We start from the raw sequence: 17,277 nt of genomic DNA, 5'->3' as shown, positions 1-17,277 counted from the left end.
TGGAAACTCAGTTAATATAAGCCTTGTCATCATTACATTATGATGATGTTGACGTATAAAAATAGGCAATTATGTGAACAAATGATTGTAATTCATTTTTTGTTCCAATGTCGTTTTTAAATTTTGGGAGGAGGTGAATGTCATGAATAAAACAGACTTAGTAAATGCTGTAGCTGAGAAGAGCGAACTTTCTAAGAAAGATGCTTCAAAAGCAGTTGATGCAGTTTTTGAATCTGTCATGGATTCACTTAAAAATGGTGAAAAAGTACAATTAATCGGATTCGGTAACTTTGAAGTACGTGATCGTTCAGCACGTAAAGGACGTAATCCACAAACTGGTGAAGAAATCGAAATCCCAGCAAGTAAAGTTCCTGCTTTTAAACCAGGTAAAGCCCTTAAAGATATCGTTAAATAATATTACATAGGGCCATAAAAGGGTACGTATAAATGCGTACCCTTTTTCTATTGGTATTATATAAGCATTATTTCGAAACAGAATGATTGAAATTAATTGCATAGACATTATGATAATAGTTAGAGTTAGTATAAAAGTAGATAGGAGCGTCGTTAAAAAGTGGACAATTCAAATGTAAATCCAGATTTTTTCGTGGTAAAAGCATTAGAAGATGGTGTGAACGTAATCGGTTTAACGAGAGGGACGGACACTAAATTTCACCATACGGAAAAATTGGATAAAGGTGAAATCATGATTGCACAGTTTACAGAACATACGTCAGCTGTCAAAATAAGAGGGAAAGCAATCGTTCAAACTAGTAACGGAGAAATGTCATCAGATTAAGATTTATAGTCCGTGTTAGATGAGCATTATCCAATACTACTGCATGTTTTCTTGTTCCAGCATAGAATAATTTGGAACGAGCCAGAAATATGCTATAATAAATTAGCGTTATTGAATAGGTGAAAGGTATCAGGTGATTCATTTGAACACATCTAACATAGATACAACATATTTTAAGAAACTATTACAAGATAGTATTCATCATAAATACTTAGAGAAATATATAAAACAACCAACAATAGATGAAGATAAGCTATTCATTTTATCGACGTTGATTAATAATACTGCTGGTTTATCGATTAATGAAAAAGAGCATTATATTCTTACTACTATGATGGTGCAAATTGCGCTTGATACACATGAGACAGTACCTGTCGAAACAAGTAGTAAGGAGTCACATGATGAGGCCATAGCAAACCAATTAACAGTTCTGGCTGGGGATTATTATAGTGGGCTCTACTATTTACTGCTTGCTGAAATTGAAGATTTCGAGTTCATTCATCGATTGGCAACTGCGATTAAGGAAATTAACGAAAATAAAATGAAACTATATTATCGTGAAGTAACCACATTGGATGAATATCTATTTTTAATCGAGCAAATTGATACGTTATTAATATTACATGTCGCTAATTACGTGAAAGATCATTCCTTAGACAATATCTCGGGAGAATGGTTACTAATGAATCGATTAATTCAAGCAAAAAGTAGTCTTGTAAACGGGAATCCGACACCGATTATGAAGCAAATAGCTAATTCTGATCGTAATAATGCAACCTCCCAAATAAGAATCGATACAATGATTGAGAATAAAAAGAAGACAATAGAGAGCTTATTAGTTGGCCTACCTGTAGAACATACAGCATTTCAACTTCATGTACAGTTGAAATTAGCCGAAGTTACATATGCGAAAATCTCTATTGCGGAAGAAGGGTAAGTAATGCAAGAACAGAAGCAATCAAAAGAAGAACGTGTACATCATGTTTTTGAAACAATCTATTCTAATTACGATTCAATGAATTCGATTATTTCTTTTCAACAACATAAGGCATGGCGAAAAGATGTTATGAAAGAGATGCAAATCAAAAAAGGTGCAAAAGCATTAGATGTTTGCTGTGGCACTGGCGATTGGTCTGTCTCGTTAAGTGATGCAGTTGGTCGTGATGGTGAAGTAATCGGGCTTGATTTCAGTGAAAACATGCTGTCAATTGCAGAACAGAAGAAAAAGGATTTTAATTTAAGGAATTTAACACTTATACACGGAAATGCGATGGAGCTACCATTTGAAGATAATTCATTTGATTATGTGACGATTGGCTTCGGTTTACGCAATGTTCCAGATTACATGACTGTATTAAAAGAACTTCATCGTGTTGTTAAACCAAATGGAATTGTTGTGTGTTTAGAAACGTCACAACCAACGATGCTCGGCTTTAAACAATTGTATTTCTTCTATTTCCGATATATCATGCCACTATTTGGTAGATTATTTGCGAAAAGCTATAATGAATATGCATGGTTAAACGAATCTACTAGAGAATTTCCAGATAAGCAGAAATTGAAGCAGATGTTTTTGGATGCTGGATTTTCTCGTGTGCAAATTAAAAGCTACACTGGTGGAGTCGCTGCAATGCATTTGGGATATAAACAGTAAAGTAATTGAAAAAATAGACATAAATTCCTTTAGAAATGTGAATTAGCATTTTATTTTCTTAAGGTATATAAAGGTGACCTATATGAAACTTCCTAAAACATATGGATTTTTAAAAAAAGACTTAAACACAATTGAAAAAACATTACATCAAATAATACAAGCCGAACATCCTATTTTGCGCAGTGCATCAACGGAATTACTAAACGCTGGGGGGAAGAGAATCCGCCCTATTTTTGTTTTGCTATCTGGGCAGCTTGGTAACTTTGACTTAGATAACATTAAAACCGTTGCAGTTACACTCGAGCTAATTCATATGGCAACCCTGGTACATGATGACGTTGTTGATAATGCAGAACTACGTCGTGGGAAGCCAACAATTAAGAAAATTTATGGCAACCGTGTCGCAATGTACACAGGTGATTATATACTTGCCCGTTCACTCGAGGAAATTGCTACGCTAAGAAACCCCGAGGTGCACCGTTTATTATCGAAAACGATTGTTGAGGTTTGTATAGGTGAAATTGAGCAAATTGAAGATAAATTTAATTTTGATCAATCACTACGAGATTATTTACGAAGAATCAAACGAAAAACAGCATTACTGATCGCAACTAGCTGTAAATTAGGGGCAATTGTCTCAGATATATCAAAGAAGGATGCTACTAAATTATATCAATATGGTTACTATGTTGGTATGTCCTATCAAATTATTGATGATATTCTAGATTTCACTTCCAGTTCGAAAGTGCTAGGGAAGCCTGCTGGTAATGATTTATTACAAGGCAATATTACACTTCCAGTACTTTATGGGATGCAAGAACCTTCTTTTAATTTACGGTTAAGGGAAACATTTAAGGATAAGGATCAAGTGAATCCTGAGGAAATGAACTCCCTAATTGAAGAATTGAAAAAAACGGATGCAATTCAGAGGGCATACCGATTAAGTGACTGTTATTTAGAGAAAGCATTATCGACTATTATGGAATTTCCTGACACTCGAGCAAAACAAACACTAGTAGATATTGCAACATATATTGGAAAAAGAAGATCCTAATATTGTTATTTTCTAATAAATTTGATAAAATCTACTGGGTTGAACAATTTTCATACATAATAAAAGGGGTGCTCAAGTGGAAAAGACATTTGTCATGGTTAAACCAGATGGCGTACAGCGTAATCTAGTAGGAGAAATCATTAACCGCTTTGAAAGAAAAGGTTTTCAACTAGTTGGGGCAAAACTAATGGTAATTTCAAATGAACTTGCTGAAACGCATTACGGCGAACATAAAGAAAAGGCTTTCTTTGGGGAATTAGTAGACTTCATTACTTCTGGACCTGTTTTTGCAATGGTTTGGGAGGGGGAAGATGCCGTTACTACCGCTCGTAATCTGATTGGGAAGACGAACCCATCTGAAGCAAATCCTGGAACAATTCGTGGTGATTTCGGTGTCATCGTCGGCAAGAACATTATTCATGGATCAGATTCATTAGAAAGTGCAGAAAGAGAAATTAATTTATTTTTTAAGCAAAACGAGCTTATTTCTTATGAGAAGCAAGTTAGTGCTTGGATATATTAATATTGCCCCCGTTATTGCTGACGGGGGCTTTTTAAGCTAGGGAAGAGGAGCAGGGGAATGGAAGATGAATACGTCGAATTTATTAAAAAGATAAAGCATAAAGTAGGAGTTGATTTAAGTTTATATAAAGAAGCGCAGATGAAGCGGCGAATCACGACGTTAAGAGATAAGCGGGGATATGCCGATTTTAATTCCTACTATCAAGCATTAACAAAGGATCCTGAACTATTAGATGAATTTGTCGATCGTTTAACAATCAATGTATCTGAGTTTTTCCGTAATCCAAAGCGATGGGACGTACTAAAAGAAACGATACTACCAAAACTATTGGAAAATAAACAATCCCTCACCATTTGGAGTGCGGCATGTTCAACAGGTGAGGAACCATATAGTCTAGCAATGATGCTGAAAGAAGACTTTCCAATGGTAAACTATCAAATCATCGCTACTGATTTAGATGAGGTTGCCCTTTCGAAGGCGAAACAAGGAATGTACGCGGAACAAGCGTTAAAAGAAGTACCAAAGCATTATAAACTCAAATATTTCAATGAAATCAATCAACACTATCAAGTTGATTCAATACTAAAAAGAGCAATCACATTTAAAAAACACAATTTATTAGCGGATAAGTATCCAAGAAATGTTGATCTTATTGTTTGCCGGAATGTATTAATTTATTTTACAGATGATGCGAAAGAATTAATTTATCATAACTTTAGCGAAGCGTTAACAGATACTGGGGTTCTCTTTGTTGGCAGTACAGAGCAAATCTTTGTACCATCAATGTATAATCTAAGCATTGTTGATACATTTTTCTACCAAAAGGTGTAGGTTTTTACATAGATGTACGAATAATTCTTATAATAACTATAATTAGATTGACCTTTTTCAGAAAGTTGCACCAAAATGTTTTGAGTTATGCTATAGTAATTAGAAAAACCTTTAAAAGGAGAATGTAAATTGCGTTACTTAACAGCAGGGGAGTCACACGGGAAACAACTAACAACGATTATTGAAGGTGTTCCAGCAAGAATGCCGATCGTCAAAGAAGATATCAATGATTCTTTATTAAGAAGACAGCAAGGCCATGGTCGTGGCAAACGAATGCAGATTGAGAAGGATCTTGTTGCAATTACGAGTGGCATTCGCCATGGCTACACATTAGGATCTCCAATTTCGCTCGTAATCAATAATGATGACTTTAAGCACTGGACAGATATAATGGGTGAAGATCCGATTGATGAGGATGCAAAGGTTCGAAGAGTAATTACGAAGCCGAGACCTGGGCATGCAGATTTGAATGGCGCATTAAAATATGGTCATCGTGACATGCGAAATGTGTTAGAACGTTCTTCCGCTCGTGAGACTGCTGCTCGTGTTGCAGCTGGTGCGGTTGCAAAAACGATGTTAAAACAACTAGGAATAGAAGTTTGTGGCTATGTGAAAGAAATTGGTGGTATTCGTGCAGAGGAAATAACTTCACTAACGATGGAAGAACGTATCCATATTTCACAGAATTCTCCGGTAATGGTATTAGATAAAAACGTAGAACAAGCAATGATGGATAAAATCGACCAAACCAAAAAGGTGGGCGACTCCATCGGTGGTGTATGTGAAGTATATGTCGAAGGGATGCCTGCTGGAATTGGCTCCTATGTCCATTATGACCGTAAACTAGATGCACGAATCGCAGGAAGTGTTACTAGTATTAATGCCTTCAAAGGGGTTGAATTTGGGATTGGCTTTGAAGCTGCAAGATTAAATGGTAGTGAAGTACATGATGAAATTGCTTGGGAAGAAGCGAAGGGATATTACCGAACTTCCAATCGTCTTGGTGGTTTTGAAGGTGGTATGACGACAGGAATGCCAATTGTTGTAAAAGGTGTTATGAAGCCAATTCCGACATTAATGCTTAAGCCACTTCAAAGCGTTGATATTGATACAAAGGAACCATTCAAAGCAACGGTAGAACGCTCTGATGCATGTGCGGTACCAGCAGCATCTGTCGTGATGGAGCATGTTGTTGCTTTCGAATTAGCAAAAGCAATCACGGAACAATTTCCTAGCGATCAATTCCCAACACTTAAGAAAGCGATTGATGATTACCGAGAAGAAATTAGGTGTTTCTAATGGATAAAATCGACGTCACAGCCAGTTCCCATTCTTATAAGATCTTTATTGGTGAAAATATCCGCTTTCAGCTTCAATCATTTTTGACGAAATCGTATTCGTCTATTTTAATCATTTCAGATGAGGTTGTAGCTCCGTTATACATCGATGATCTAAGGAGTAATTTTACTAAGGGGAAGCTTTTCCATACGATTCTCCCATCTGGGGAACAAACCAAAAGTATTGAAACTTTTTATAGCGTACATACAGATGCAATTAATGCTGGGTTGGATCGGAATTCTCTGATTATTGCATTAGGTGGAGGGGTTGTCGGTGACCTAGCTGGGTTTGTTGCTGCAACCTATATGCGAGGAATCGATTATATTCAAGTTCCGACAACGATCCTCGCGCATGATAGCAGTGTTGGTGGTAAAGTAGCAATTAACCATGAACTTGGAAAAAATCTAATTGGCAGCTTTTATCCACCGAGGGCAGTGGTTTACGATGTCGAAACATTACAGTCTCTCAGTGCTCGTGAAATTCGCTCAGGCTACGCTGAACTTGTGAAAGAAGCACTTATTTCTGATCAGGAATTTTTCAATACGCTCTTAAGAACTGATATTCAGCAAGTGACAGCGGAAGAACTACAAGCCCATCTCTCTCTTGGAATTAAAATTAAAGCCACAATTGTCCAAGAGGATGAGAAGGAATCAGGTGTCCGTATGTATCTAAATCTTGGACATACACTTGGCCATGCACTGGAAGCAGAATATGGTTATGGTACCCTTACACACGGGGAGGCTGTTGCAATTGGTCTATTATTTGCGCTACAAGTTAGTGAAAATTTATTCTCTAAACAAATTGCTTATGATTCCCTTTTTGAATGGATAAAGGAAAACAATTACCCGCTTAAGCTTCAACAATTCGACGAACATGCACTATTGAATAAAATGAAATCCGATAAAAAGACAGTAAATAGTAAAATCAAAATGGTTCTACTAGATGATATTGGTAGTCCACTAGTAAAAGAGTTAAGTGATCAGGAAATACTTGATGCCTTACAATCATTTAATAGAAAGTTGGTGACCGAATGAGTCGTGGTGTTAGAGGAGCAACAACCTGTACTGCTAATGATGAAAAACAGATGATTTCGAATACGAAGCGATTAGTGGAAGAAATGATAGAAAAGAATACGATTGATCCATCCGATGTTTCCCACGTGTTTATTTCGGTTACAAAAGACTTAACAGCAACCTTTCCCGCAAAGGCGTTACGAGAAATCCCAGGTTGGACGCATGTGCCTGTTATGTGTATGGCAGAAATCGATGTTGAAAACAGTTTATCCGCCTGCATTCGTATCATGATGGTTGTCAATACAGTCAAATCGCAGCAAGAAATCAAACATATTTTTCATAATGAAGCGACAAAGTTAAGACCAGATTTAATTAAGGGTGAGATGCGTTGAAGCAAACAATTGTAATTGCAGGACTCGGTTTAATTGGTGGTTCCTTGGCAAAAGGGATGATGAGATCAGAAGATAATTATATTATTGGCTATGATGTTAATCAGGATTCATTAGAGTTTGCCAGATTGAACGGCATCGTGCACAGGACTACGACATTTTTTCCGGAAGCTATAGAGGATGCAGATATCGTTATTTTAGCGGCACCAATATCCGAATCCATTCAATTAATCGGAGTATTAAATGAACTACCATTGAAAAAAGAGATGATTGTATCGGATGTTGCTTCAGTAAAAAGCTCTATAATTAAAGCGGCATCGACATTAACCAATGAAAAAATTTGTTTTATCGGTGGACACCCGATGGCAGGCTCTCATAAAAGAGGGATCAGTGCTGCCAAAGCACATCTTTTCGAAAATGCAATTTATGTGTTAACACCATCGATTCGCAGCACGGATAAGAAGGTAGAGACATTAAAAAACGTATTACAATATACAAAAAGTAAATTCGTTATCCTAAGTCCCGATGAACATGATGAAATGACGGGTGTGGTGTCCCACTTTCCGCATCTGATTGCCTCTTCTCTAGTTCATCAAGCGAGAAAATGGGAAGACACGCATACTTTTCTCCCAAATCTTGCAGCAGGTGGATTTCGCGATATAACAAGAATTGCTTCAAGTAATCCAGAAATGTGGCAAGACATTTTCTATCACAATCGTGAAAAGATGTCTGTCCTTTTGGAAGAGTGGATTCATGAGATGATTGACTTAAAAGGATTAGTCGATAACAATAAAAAGAATGATATGATTCTATATTTAAAAAACGCAAAGCATTATCGAGATGGTCTACCGAGTAAAGAAAAAGGGAGCATCGCATCGTTCTATGATGTATATGTCGACATTAAGGATCAAACCGGTGCCATTGCATCTGTTGCACAGTTGCTTGCAGATCATCATATTAGCATAAAGAACATTGAAATTCTGGAAATGCGTGAAGGGATCACTGGCGTTTTGAGATTAAGCTTTTACTCCAAAGAGGCCCAATCGAAAAGCTCGACTTTCCTACAAGATAATGGCTATGACACAACCATTTTATAATTTTTGATTGTCATGTCATGAATGATTACAAGAAGCTTATATTCCTAACAACAAACAACGTCAAATTAATTCGACAAAGGAAGTGATCATAATGGCAAGGCGTGCCTTAACACCGTATGATAAACCGATGCATGGAGAATTGGAAGTTCCGGGAGATAAATCGATTTCCCATCGTGCAGTAATACTCGGTTCGATAGCAAATGGAACGACAAAAATATCTAATTTCTTAGATGGCGAAGACTGTATGCGCACCGTTAAAGCATTTCAATTAATGGGAGTATCCATTGTGAAACAGGAATCAACGATCATCATTGAAGGCAAGGGAACAAGCGCATTAAAGGAACCAGTAGAGCCGTTATATTTCGGTAATTCGGGAACAACGACAAGATTAATGCTAGGGATTCTTGCGGGCTTGCCATATTTTACAACTGTTTATGGTGATGCCTCGTTGACGAAACGACCGATGGATCGGGTCATTAATCCATTAACCGAAATGAATGCCATAATCGATGGAAGAAATGATGGAAGTTATTTACCACTTTCCATTAGAGGAGAAGCCTTACAAGGCATAACCTACACCCTTCCAGTTAAAAGCGCTCAAGTTAAGTCGGCTGTATTATTAGCTGGTTTATTTGCGAATGGTGAAACGAAAGTAATTGAAAATACCCCAACCCGAAATCATACGGAAAACATGTTGCAAGCATTTAGTGCGGCAATTTCTACTGATGGTAGGGAGACAACAATCACGAATACCCAGACATTAACAGCAACAAATGTATATGTGCCTGGGGATATTTCATCTGCTGCATTCTTTCTCGTGGCGGGAGCAATTGTTCCTGGAAGCAAACTAACCTTAAAGAACGTGGGCTTAAATAAAACACGCACAGGTATTATTGATGTGCTTCAAGCAATGGGGGCTGATTTGCAAATCACCAATCAGCAAGTTAGTGGTGGCGAAGAATTTGGTGACATAACGATTACATATACAGAGCTAAGCAGTACCGTTATAGAAGGGGATATTATTCCACGGTTAATTGATGAGATTCCTATCCTTGCATTATTGGCGACCCAAGTTGAAGGAACGACCGTAATTCACGATGCAGAAGAACTTCGCGTGAAGGAGACGGATCGTATTGCCGCTGTTGTTGACGTTTTAACGACGCTTGGTGCCAACATTGAAGCAACGGATGATGGAATGGTCATTCATGGGAAAACCGCGCTAACGGGTGGGGAAATAAAGTCTTATAATGATCATCGAATTGCAATGATGGGTGCAATCGCGTCATTAATAACAAAAGATGACGTTATTCTTGATGATGATTCTTCCATATATATTTCCTATCCTAACTTTTTTGAACATTTAAAGGATATTACCATCTGATTATAGAAGAACTTACTTTAATAGTAGGTTCTTCTATTTCTATTCGTCCGTTTCGTATCGTTTGCTGATTAATATTTAGATAAAGTGCTGATAACTTTAATTCAGAATTTCTTTGCCGAGGTCCGCAGCCCCCAGGAAACTCTATAGTTAAACTACCTATTTATAGATAGAGTTATGGTTTAATGATTTTTATATTGCATTCATTAATATTAACATCAGAAAGCTATATCAGTCCGGGTGAGCGAAGGGCGGTGACTCCTGCGGGAACAGCACGAGTCCGAAGAACCCCGTAGGAAGTGCTTTTCTTCCGAGGAGGCTGAGGCCGTGCCCGCGAAAAGCATCCGCCCGTAGCGAACTCGGACGGCGGATTAGCACATACTATTTGTAATTCAGTTAGTCCGCAATTTACATCAACTGCTAGTAATACATTATCACTTTAAAGTGCAACACGTTTAAAAAACAGCGTATCTATTAAAACTTAGTTAATCATTAGAAACCAATAGCTTTTCATTATTAACATTGTATATTACAATTAAGTAGTGTTATTAGATTAACATAAGTACCCGTCAATTTAGAAAGGATGTTCATGATGGATACCATTATGGAAGCTGTACAATTATTTGAAAATAATGAAGCCGAAAAGGGAATGAAGCTTCTAAAAAAACATATAGAGATTGCATCTGATGATGAAAAATTTACGATTGCACAACTTTATTTGCAATTGGGATTTTTACAGGAGGCAAAGGAATTACTAACAGAGCTACTGGAAATGTATCCAGATGAAAGTGAATTAAAGCTTACCATTTCTGAAGTCTTTATAGAATTAGATGACGATGAATCCGCAATAAATTTTTTAGTCGGAATCAAAGAAGAAGACGAGTTGTATGTGCAAGCATTACTGCAATTAGCTGACTTATATCAAGCACAAGGTTTGTTTGAAGTCGCTGAGCAGAAATTACTTAAAGCAAAGCAATTGGAACCAAACGAAGAAATCATAAATTTTGCACTTGCCGAGTTATACTTTTCTATTGGCGAATACAAGAAGGCAATTCTTTATTATGAAAAGGTTGAAGCCCAAGAAATTGTCGCTGTTTCAATTAATGATCGTTTAGGCGAAGCATATGCAGCAGCTGGGGAATATGAGAAGGCACTAACCTTTTTTAAGGAGAATGATAGGGAAGATCCTGAACGGTTATTTCGATACGGTATTACCGCATACCAGGCAGATCGAACAGATATTGCGATTAAAGCATGGGAGCATGTTATCGAGCTTGATCCATATTATCATACGGTATATTACCAGCTTGCAAAAGCTTACGAGGAAGATGGGCGACCAGAGGAAGCATATGCAATCTCAAAAAAAGGAATTGCGATTGATGCTTTCAATAAAGAGTTATTTTTGCAAGCGGCGATCTTTGCACATCAATTTGGTGAGAATGAGCAAAGTGAAACATATGCTGGAAACGCAGTTGCACTCGATTCTGATTATAAAGAAGCTGTGCTGTTTTTAATTGAATTATATAAAAACAATACGAATTACAATGCGATAATCGATCTACTTTTAGAAATTAAAAAGGAAGATGCGGACGACGCTTTATATGAATGGGAATTAGCCCGAGCTTATAATGAAATTGAATCCTATGACCATGCATTAAAACATTATCAAGAAGCATATAATAATTTAAGCCAAGATAGTGATTTCGTGAAGGAATATGGATACTTTCTTACCGAGGAAGGGAGGACAGAGGAGGCAATTCCAATTTTTGATTCCTACTTACTATTACAACCTTTAGATGTGGAAGTCGAAGAATTTGTAAACCGATTAAAATTATCTAGAAATGACAATTGACCATGTATTTAAAGCAAGTAATATATAAAGGAGGAAGAAGTGATGAATACTCCTATTTCAATTCATGATAAAAAAAGCTTTATCCAATGGTTCCTCAATCATTATCAATTAAAGAAACGTGAAAGTGTTTGGATTTTGAATTATTTAGTAAATCACAAGGAATTACTAGCAAATGTTCATTTTGTACTGGATGTTAAATTTAGTCCGCGAGGCATTGTGATGACAACACATTGTTCCGATGAAGTACCATTTCGCTTCTATAAAAACCAACTAGTAACAACAGACGCAGAAAAATCCTTTCATGATATTCGCCTAAACCAGCAAGATGATTTGTATATCCAATTAAATTTCAGGAATTCTAATCAGAATGCTTATTACGCTTCTGTTATGGAGGAAAATCCATTTATACCAGATGATTATTTTATAACAAAAAAAGAAAAAGACTTTGCCAAACAAATTTTAGATAAAACGGTTTTTGATTATAAACGAAATACTTTAAGAAAAGAAATCGATCAGGCACTCGATGACATGAATCAGGAGAAATTCATCGCATTGTCTAATCAGCTCCACATGCTTGAGAAGGGTTTCTTTATTCAACCTAAATTGCAGAAGCAATAGGTTGATTTTTTTTGCTTAATTGAGATACTATTTATTAGAAAGGCTCTTTTCTCAAGGATTGTTGCTCTTTGCTTTCAGGCAGTTAGGCAAGCTGTTGCTTGCCTTGTCACGCATTAGCGTGACATTTCAGAAAGGAAAACGCGGATAGGTAAATGAATTTACCAAATTAGCGTTTTCCTTTCTGAAAAAACTGCCCAAAAGCAACAAAATTTACGAAAACAGCTATTAGAAAAGAAGGAGGAAGCGATGTCATGAAGTGGAGAAGTTCTGATTTAAAGCAATATCAAAATGCAAAGGAATACATAGATACGGTTATCATACCGATCATACCGTTTCAAATTGACTTAGAAATGCTTGCATTTCAGAGCGAAGTATTAACCATATTTGCGAACGAAATCGAGAAGGAATTAGCTGGCAGGGTAATGTTAATGCCTACATATTCATATTTAAAAACAGTGGACCCGCAATCAGAGATAAATCGCATAAATGCATGGATTGCGAATATAAAGGAACAACCCTTTACCAATGTTTTTCTACTTACCTTTGATGCAAATTGGAAGAAAAACGAAAAAGAAGTACATGGTCATTTGCTTTGGTTGCCGTCTGTAAAATCAGGAAATCTGCAATCAAATGAAATGAAAGCGATGATCCGTGATCAAACAAACCAAATAATTGAATTAATACAGGTTTACTGGTAGATAGGCAGTCAAACATTATCAAAAATTAAGTCGAAGAAATGCTAAATAGAGTAGTCGAAATGAAAGAACCTATTCGTAACGGGGTTTTTCAGGTCAGTAGGGGCAAAACATTAGGTATAAAAAATGGATATTTATTGACCGAATTAATAGATTGCGCTATCATGATATTGTCCTAGTAATCTGAAATATTTGAGTATCCGTGATTAACGTAAAGAGGGGGGAAAGTCATGAGCAAAGAGAAACAACAGGTTTCCCGGAGACAGTTTCTTAATTATTCACTGATGGGCGTAGGTGGATTTATGGCAGCAGGATTACTTGTTTCTCCAATTCGCATGGCGATTGATCCAGTTCTAAAGAAAACAGCTGCTGGTGATTATGCAAATGCAGGAATTTCTGTTGATGATATTACAACAGAACCGCAGCGTGTTGATTGGACAATTGAACAAGTAGACGGATGGTATCAATCAAAACCAAGTAAAACAGCATGGGTGTACAAAGATGATAACGATGAAATCGTAGCTTTATCACCGATTTGTACTCATCTGGGCTGCGTTGTATCTTGGGAAGGAAATGATCAATATCCTGATCAATTCTTCTGTCCATGTCATGGTGGCCGCTATGAAAAGGATGGAACGAATATACCCGGCACACCTCCATTAGCACCATTAGCTGTTTATGAGCAAAAAGTGGAAAATGGGATCTTGTTTTTAGGAAATGCGATTAGTAGAAAGGGGGCGTAATTATTCATGCTACAGAAAATTTATGATTGGATTGATGATCGTATCGATATTACGCCGATTTGGCGCGATATTGCAGACCATGAAGTACCCGAACATGTTAATCCAGCCCACAATTTTTCCGCATTTGTCTATTGTTTTGGTGGTTTAACATTTTTCGTGGTAGTAATTCAAATTCTTTCTGGAATGTTCCTAACAATGTATTATGTACCAGATATTGAGAACGCATGGAAGTCTGTTTATTACTTACAATCGGAAGTTGCACACGGGCAAATCGTTAGGGGCATGCATCACTGGGGAGCAAGTGTTGTTATCGTTATGTTATTATTACATACTTTACGCGTATTTTTCCAAGGGGCGTATAAGAAACCTCGTGAACTGAACTGGATTGTTGGGGTATTAATCTTCTTCGTAATGCTAGGTTTAGGTTTCACAGGTTATTTATTACCATGGGATAATAAAGCCTATTTTGCAACACAGGTTGGTCTAGAAATTGCAGAGCAGGTTCCATTCATAGGTACGGAACTTAAGACTCTCTTAGCAGGGGATGCATCGATTGTTGGTGCACAAACGTTGACTAGATTCTTTGCGATTCATGTATTTTTCTTGCCAGCAGCATTATTTGCACTACTAGCAGTACACTTTATCTTAATTCGTAGACAAGGTATATCTGGTCCACTATAAAAAGGAGGGAAAAGCGATGCATAGAGGAAAAGACATGAAATTTGTTGGGGATTCTCGGATCAACGCTGAGAAAACATCACAAATACCGAAAGACTATTCCGAATATCCTGGTAGAACAGAAGCTTTTTGGCCCAACTTTTTATTAAAAGAATGGTTAGTAGGTGCAGTATTTTTAGTTGGATTCTTGATATTAACATTGGCACATCCGTCTCCATTAGAGGGGATGGCAGATCCTACAGATGCAGCCTATATTCCATTGCCAGATTGGTACTTCCTGTTCTTATATGAACTTTTAAAATATAAATATGCCAGTGGCGATTTTATTTTATTCGGTATTCTTGTACTTCCTGGACTAGCATTCGGGGCACTTCTTTTAGCGCCATTCTTAGACAATGGTCCTGGAAGAAGACCACATCAACGTCCTGTTGCTGTGGGTATGATGTTGCTTGCATTGGTTTCTATCGTATGGTTAACATACACGTCTGCATCACATGTTAATTGGCAAGAACGTGCAGAAGCGAATAAACCAATTCCTGAAAGCTCGGTTGTCGTCGACAAGGAACATGAAGGGTTTGCTGCATTTGAAGCAAACTGTATGACCTGTCACGGTGCTGAATTAGAAGGATCTGCAGCAGCACCAACATTAGTTGGAATAGAGTATAGCGCAGAAGAAATTGCGACAATTGCCAAAGAAGGAACAGGCGCAATGCCAGCAGGAATATTTACTGGGACAGATGAAGAACTAGATCAATTAGTTGACTTTATTATTACAGTAAATGAATCTGCTAAATAGAGTGAGACCTCATTAAGTGGGGGGCTTACAGCCAGTTAATTCGGGATAAATTAGATATTTTAAAGACACCTTCGCCACTCGATTGGTGAAGGTGTTTTTTTTCAAGGCCCGCATGAGCAAACTTAATTAAGGTAGGTTACGAAGATGATCCGATACATACTACTCGATAAACGTTTTTTACTTTGTTTATTCATCATTAATTTATTTGGGACAATATATGGATATATATGGTATGGGGGACAATTGGCAATTACCCCTGATATGTTTCTCCCATTTGTTCCAGATAGTCCAACCGCAAGCCTTTTTTTCACCATGTTTCTATTATTCTTTTTATTTGATAAACACGTTCCGTACATAGAGGCCCTGGCAATCACCACATTATTTAAATATGGTGTATGGGCAGTAGTTATGAACCTATTAACATTAATTATCGAAGGTTCGCTTAGCTGGCAGGGATATATGCTTATGGCGTCGCATGCCGGAATGGCAATTCAAGGATTACTGTATGCTCCGCATTATAAAATAAAACGGAGACATATAGTTGTTGCCGCAATTTGGATATTGCATGATGTGGTGATTGATTATGTCTTTGGAATGATGCCAATCTATTCCGTGCTTTTAAATTATATGAATGAGATTGGTTATTTTACATTTTGGTTGAGCATCTTATCTATTGTTATTGCATATTTTCTAACCGTTCGGAATAAACCACAAGTTTAGTTCATGTGATAAATGAGAAATCTCCCTCATACATTAATAAAATAAGAACTATGTGAGGTGATTTCTATGGTAGATAGAAGATGGCTTAATCTTTTCTTACCACTCGTCATACTCATAGTGATAATGGTTATTTTCTTCAATCATGCCATTCCAGTTGATGCAAATCCAGAACAGACCGTCGCTGTATCAGAAAAAAGCACTGAGTGGGCAGCATTTATTTATACGACGATAATTATCGGCGGAACGATTATCAGTACATTATCGTACGTAAGTTGGAGAAAATATAAAGCAGAACAAAAAAGAAAGCAAAGCGGCGACAAATTGGTTGACTAAAAGCAGAAATTTGACTAAAATTGACCTTAATAAATCTTTTCAAAATTATATGGAGGAATGTACATGTTTGGTGGTTTAGGCGGATATCTGATTTATATTGCGATTTTAATGATCATTCCAATTTGGGCACAGTCTAAAGTGAAAAGCACATATAAAACGTACTCTAAAAAAGCAACATCTTCACAAATGACTGGTGCAGAAGTAGCCCGGAGGATTCTTGATGATAATGGCCTATATGATGTATATATTGAAGAAACAAAAGGATTATTATCAGACCATTATGATCCAAGAAAGAAAGTTGTGCGTCTCTCAAGCGATATTTACCATGGTCGTTCCATGGCTTCCTCTGCTGTTGCAGCGCATGAAATAGGGCATGCAATCCAGGATCAGCAAGGGTATGCTTTCCTAAGATTTAGAAGTGCACTAGTACCAGTTGCAAATATTGGTTCGAATCTTTCATTTGTCTTTATCTTGGCTGGTCTCCTTTTCGGAATGACGCAAATGTTTTTACTAGGAATTATCTTTATGGCGGCTGCCGTATTATTCCAGCTAGTAACATTACCTGTCGAATTCGATGCTTCTAATCGGGCAATGGGGCAATTAGTTTCCAGCGGTGTGATTCGAAATAACGAAGAGCGCGAAACAAAAAAAGTTTTAAATGCTGCAGCAATGACATATGTAGCAGCTGCATTAACAGCAGTAGCTGAACTTGTTCGATTTATCTTAATGTTTGTTGGATCAAATGATGATTAAAAGGGATGACATT

At 37.1% G+C, this 17,277-nt stretch carries 21 protein-coding genes; all 21 read left to right on the top strand.

Annotated elements, in window-relative coordinates:
- Positions 1-142 precede the first annotated feature (142 nt).
- The 21 genes from CWR48_RS08525 to CWR48_RS08425 all read left to right on the top strand — a co-directional run bounded on the left by CWR48_RS08525 (position 143) and on the right by CWR48_RS08425 (position 17,264).
- Complete coding sequence (locus CWR48_RS08525) at positions 143-415, top strand: HU family DNA-binding protein (RefSeq protein WP_114916642.1); 273 nt, start codon at positions 143-145, stop codon at positions 413-415.
- 159 nt (positions 416-574) lie between these two features.
- Positions 575-799 (top strand): trp RNA-binding attenuation protein MtrB, encoded by a 225-nt coding sequence (gene mtrB / locus CWR48_RS08520; protein WP_115772813.1) that lies wholly within the window; start codon positions 575-577, stop codon positions 797-799.
- A 142-nt stretch (positions 800-941) separates the two neighbouring features.
- The gene (locus tag CWR48_RS08515) at positions 942-1,736 is read left to right on the top strand and encodes a heptaprenyl diphosphate synthase component 1 (protein WP_170140727.1); all 795 of its coding nucleotides are present in this window, start codon (positions 942-944) and stop codon (positions 1,734-1,736) included.
- 3 nt (positions 1,737-1,739) lie between these two features.
- Positions 1,740-2,453, top strand: a complete 714-nt coding sequence (locus tag CWR48_RS08510) for a demethylmenaquinone methyltransferase (RefSeq protein WP_115772811.1) — start codon at positions 1,740-1,742, stop codon at positions 2,451-2,453.
- Between the two features lie 82 nt (positions 2,454-2,535).
- Entirely contained in the window at positions 2,536-3,507 is a 972-nt protein-coding gene (gene hepT / locus CWR48_RS08505; RefSeq protein WP_115772810.1) for a heptaprenyl diphosphate synthase component II, read from the top strand.
- A gap of 76 nt (positions 3,508-3,583) precedes the next feature.
- Positions 3,584-4,030: a nucleoside-diphosphate kinase gene (ndk, locus tag CWR48_RS08500; RefSeq protein ID WP_115772809.1), complete on the top strand. Its 447-nt coding sequence runs from the start codon at positions 3,584-3,586 to the stop codon at positions 4,028-4,030.
- Between the two features lie 57 nt (positions 4,031-4,087).
- Complete coding sequence (locus tag CWR48_RS08495; protein WP_115772808.1) at positions 4,088-4,861, top strand: CheR family methyltransferase; 774 nt, start codon at positions 4,088-4,090, stop codon at positions 4,859-4,861.
- A gap of 129 nt (positions 4,862-4,990) precedes the next feature.
- Positions 4,991-6,160, top strand: coding sequence for a chorismate synthase (gene aroC, locus CWR48_RS08490; RefSeq protein ID WP_115772807.1), 1,170 nt, complete (start codon positions 4,991-4,993; stop codon positions 6,158-6,160).
- Positions 6,160-7,233, top strand: a complete 1,074-nt coding sequence (aroB, locus tag CWR48_RS08485) for a 3-dehydroquinate synthase (RefSeq protein ID WP_115772806.1) — start codon at positions 6,160-6,162, stop codon at positions 7,231-7,233. Before aroC ends, aroB begins: the two co-directional genes overlap by 1 nt.
- Complete coding sequence (gene aroH / locus CWR48_RS08480; protein WP_115772805.1) at positions 7,230-7,604, top strand: chorismate mutase; 375 nt, start codon at positions 7,230-7,232, stop codon at positions 7,602-7,604. The genes aroB and aroH overlap by 4 nt, the downstream gene beginning before the upstream one ends.
- Positions 7,601-8,698, top strand: a complete 1,098-nt coding sequence (locus CWR48_RS08475; RefSeq protein WP_115772804.1) for a prephenate dehydrogenase — start codon at positions 7,601-7,603, stop codon at positions 8,696-8,698. The genes aroH and CWR48_RS08475 overlap by 4 nt, the downstream gene beginning before the upstream one ends.
- Positions 8,699-8,789: 91 nt before the next feature.
- Positions 8,790-10,079: a 3-phosphoshikimate 1-carboxyvinyltransferase gene (gene aroA, locus CWR48_RS08470; protein WP_115772803.1), complete on the top strand. Its 1,290-nt coding sequence runs from the start codon at positions 8,790-8,792 to the stop codon at positions 10,077-10,079.
- Between the two features lie 586 nt (positions 10,080-10,665).
- Entirely contained in the window at positions 10,666-11,928 is a 1,263-nt protein-coding gene (locus CWR48_RS08465) for a tetratricopeptide repeat protein (RefSeq protein ID WP_342772443.1), read from the top strand.
- A 42-nt stretch (positions 11,929-11,970) separates the two neighbouring features.
- On the top strand, positions 11,971-12,546 hold the full coding sequence (locus CWR48_RS08460; RefSeq protein WP_115772801.1) for a ReoY family proteolytic degradation factor: 576 nt from the start codon (positions 11,971-11,973) through the stop codon (positions 12,544-12,546).
- Positions 12,547-12,797: 251 nt separating this feature from the next.
- The gene (locus tag CWR48_RS08455) at positions 12,798-13,244 is read left to right on the top strand and encodes a YpiF family protein (protein ID WP_115772800.1); all 447 of its coding nucleotides are present in this window, start codon (positions 12,798-12,800) and stop codon (positions 13,242-13,244) included.
- A gap of 227 nt (positions 13,245-13,471) precedes the next feature.
- Entirely contained in the window at positions 13,472-13,984 is a 513-nt protein-coding gene (locus CWR48_RS08450) for a QcrA and Rieske domain-containing protein (protein ID WP_115772799.1), read from the top strand.
- A 6-nt stretch (positions 13,985-13,990) separates the two neighbouring features.
- Positions 13,991-14,665 (top strand): menaquinol-cytochrome c reductase cytochrome b subunit, encoded by a 675-nt coding sequence (gene qcrB / locus CWR48_RS08445; protein ID WP_115772798.1) that lies wholly within the window; start codon positions 13,991-13,993, stop codon positions 14,663-14,665.
- 16 nt (positions 14,666-14,681) lie between these two features.
- On the top strand, positions 14,682-15,458 hold the full coding sequence (locus CWR48_RS08440) for a menaquinol-cytochrome c reductase cytochrome b/c subunit (protein ID WP_115772797.1): 777 nt from the start codon (positions 14,682-14,684) through the stop codon (positions 15,456-15,458).
- A 144-nt stretch (positions 15,459-15,602) separates the two neighbouring features.
- A complete protein-coding gene (gene lhaT, locus CWR48_RS08435; protein ID WP_115772796.1) occupies positions 15,603-16,178 on the top strand; it encodes a lipoprotein heptaprenylglyceryl N-acetyltransferase LhaT in 576 nt (191 codons plus the stop codon).
- Positions 16,179-16,244: 66 nt separating this feature from the next.
- Positions 16,245-16,511 (top strand): sporulation protein YpjB, encoded by a 267-nt coding sequence (locus CWR48_RS08430; RefSeq protein WP_245976768.1) that lies wholly within the window; start codon positions 16,245-16,247, stop codon positions 16,509-16,511.
- A gap of 63 nt (positions 16,512-16,574) precedes the next feature.
- Positions 16,575-17,264 (top strand): zinc metallopeptidase, encoded by a 690-nt coding sequence (locus CWR48_RS08425; protein ID WP_115772795.1) that lies wholly within the window; start codon positions 16,575-16,577, stop codon positions 17,262-17,264.
- Positions 17,265-17,277 lie beyond the last annotated feature (13 nt).

Origin of the sequence: Oceanobacillus arenosus (genome assembly GCF_003369575.1) — a bacterium.
Classification (GTDB): Bacteria; Bacillota; Bacilli; order Bacillales; family Amphibacillaceae; genus Oceanobacillus; species Oceanobacillus arenosus.
This window is presented reverse-complemented; position numbering and strand designations above follow the sequence as displayed.